The sequence below is a fragment of the uncultured Nevskia sp. genome, from assembly GCF_903885465.1.
Lineage (GTDB): Bacteria > Pseudomonadota > Gammaproteobacteria > Nevskiales > Nevskiaceae > Nevskia.
This window is the reverse complement of the sequence record NZ_CAISIQ010000104.1, coordinates 1-2678: the sequence shown is the minus strand read 5'-3', so window position 1 is coordinate 2678 and position 2678 is coordinate 1. Positions and strand designations below refer to the sequence as shown.

The following is a 2678-nucleotide window of genomic DNA, read 5'->3' as shown; positions in this document are numbered from 1 at the left end:
CGCCACCTTCGAGCAGTACGTCAAGCTCAACAAGAAGGTGCCGGCGGAACTACTGCCGAGTCTGACCAGCATGGATTCGCCGGGACGCCTGGCCGATGCCATCGCCGCGAATCTGTCGCTGAAGCTCGAAGACAAACAGAAAGTGCTCGAGATCGGCGATCCGAAGCCGCGTCTGGAATACGTGCTGGCACAGCTGGAAGGTGAGATCGACATCCTGCAGATCGAGAAGAAGATTCGCGGTCGGGTCAAGCAGCAGATGGAGAAGAACCAGCGCGAGTACTACCTCAACGAGCAGATGAAGGCGATCCAGAAAGAGCTCGGCGAGCTCGAGGACGCCCCGAACGAACAGGAAGAGCTGGCGCGCAAGATCGCCAAGGCCGGCATGCCCAAGGCTGCCAAGACCAAGGCCACCGCCGAGCTGAACAAGCTGAAGATGATGCCGGCGATGTCGGCCGAAGCGACCGTCGTGCGCAACTATCTCGACGTGATGACGCAGGTGCCGTGGAAGAAGGCCACCAAGGCCAACATCGATCTGCCGAAGGCGCAGGACCAGCTCGATTCCGATCACTACGGTCTCGAGAAGGTCAAGGAACGCATCCTTGAATATCTTGCTGTCCAGAGCCGCGTGAAGAAGCTCAAGGGCCCGATTCTGTGCCTGGTGGGGCCGCCTGGCGTCGGCAAGACTTCGCTCGGCCGCTCGATCGCGCAAGCGACCAATCGCAAGTTCGCACGCATGAGCCTCGGTGGCGTGCGTGACGAAGCCGAGATTCGCGGCCATCGGCGTACCTACATCGGGTCGCTGCCCGGCAAGATCGTCCAGAACCTGACCAAGGTCGGGGTCAAGAATCCGCTGTTCCTGCTCGATGAAATCGACAAGATGAGCATGGATTTCCGCGGCGATCCGTCATCGGCGCTGCTGGAAGTGCTCGACCCCGAGCAGAACAACACCTTCCAGGATCATTACCTGGAAGTGGATCTCGATCTGTCCGATGTGATGTTCATCTGCACGGCGAACACGCTGAATATTCCCGGGCCGCTGCTCGACCGCATGGAAGTGATCCGTATTCCGGGTTACACCGAGGACGAGAAGCTCAACATCGCCAGGCGTTATTTGATTCCGAAGCAGATCAAGGAAAACGGTCTCAGCGAAACCGAACTCGACATCAGTGAATCCGCTGTGCGCGCGGTGATCCGCACGTACACGCGTGAAGCTGGCGTGCGCAACCTCGAGCGCGAAATGTCGAAGATCGCGCGCAAGGTAGTCAAACAGGTATTGCTGAAGCCGACCGACAAGACCGTGAAGGTCACCGACAAGAATCTCGACAAGTATCTGGGCGTGCCGCGCTTCCGTTATGGCCGCGCCGAAGAGGCGAATCAGGTCGGGCAGGTGACGGGTCTGGCCTGGACCGAGGTTGGTGGCGAACTGCTGACCATTGAATCGGCATTGACGCCGGGCAAGGGCAAGCTCACCCAGACCGGCAGCCTCGGCACCGTTATGCAGGAATCCATTCAGGCAGCGCTGACCGTGGTCCGCTCGCGCGCCAAGCAGCTCGGCATCGATCCGGATTTCTATCAGAAGCACGATCTTCACGTGCATGTGCCGGAAGGTGCGACGCCGAAGGATGGTCCGTCTGCCGGTGTCGGCATGTGCACGGCGCTGGTGTCGGCGCTGACTTCCATTCCAGTGCGCGCGGACGTCGCGATGACCGGTGAAATCACCCTGCGTGGCGAGGTGCTGCCGATCGGTGGCTTGAAGGAAAAACTGCTGGCGGCACAGCGCGGTGGTATCCGCACCGTGATCATCCCGCAGGAGAACGTCAAGGACCTCGCCGAGATCCCTGACAACATCAAGGGCAAGCTCGATATCGAACCGGTGCGCTGGGTCGAAGAAGTGCTGCGCATTGCGCTCGAACGGATGCCGGAAGCGAAGCCGGTTCCTGAAGGTGCAGCGGCGCCGACGCCGGCCAGTACCGAAGGTGTCAGACCGCACTGAGCGGCCCGAAATCGGGATTGCAGTGACGCAAATCACTGCAATCTCGAATCTGCCGACAGTTTAATTGACGCTCTGAAACCCGCTTGATATAAGGATTCTCCAACGCCTGACGACGATTTTCGTTGCTGAAAGTCGATATGAAACCATCAAGGCATTCAGGGCTGGGCGGGACAGAATCCAAGTCAATACCGGCTCATGCCGATCCAATAATCCGAGGGGAAAAACCTACATGAACAAATCCGAACTGATCGCGGCCGTCGCCGACCAATCCGGCCTGACCAAGGCTGATGCCGGCAATGCGATCGATGCGCTCGTCGAAGTCATCGGCCAGGCGCTCAAGGAGAACGACAAGGTGTCTCTCGTCGGCTTCGGAACGTTCGCGATTCGCGAGCGTGCAGCACGTACCGGACGCAACCCGAAGACCGGTGCAACCTTGAACATCACGGCCAGCAAAAATCCTTCATTCAAGGCTGGCAAAGCCCTTAAAGACGCTGTAAAGTAGCGGACTCGGTGGGGGGACAGCTTCACCGGATGTAACGGTCGATAGGGTGCTTAGCTCAGCTGGTAGAGCATCGCCTTTACACGGCGAGGGTCGGGGGTTCGATCCCCTCAGCACCCACCAACAGCGGAGTGGTAGTTCAGCTGGTTAGAATACCGGCCTGTCACGCCGGGGGTCGCGGGTTCG

The 2678-nt window shown here is 59.4% G+C and carries 2 protein-coding genes and 1 tRNA gene; all 3 read left to right on the top strand.

From position 1 onward, the window contains the following. Positions 1–1993, top strand: a 1993-nt coding sequence (gene lon / locus QZY06_RS03920; RefSeq protein ID WP_295680461.1) for an endopeptidase La, incomplete at its 5' end; no start/stop codon positions are given. 229 nt (positions 1994–2222) lie between these two features. Beyond that, positions 2223–2495, top strand: coding sequence for an HU family DNA-binding protein (locus QZY06_RS03915; RefSeq protein WP_295680459.1), 273 nt, complete (start codon positions 2223–2225; stop codon positions 2493–2495). A gap of 44 nt (positions 2496–2539) precedes the next feature. After that, positions 2540–2615, top strand: a tRNA-Val gene (locus QZY06_RS03910). Positions 2616–2678 lie beyond the last annotated feature (63 nt).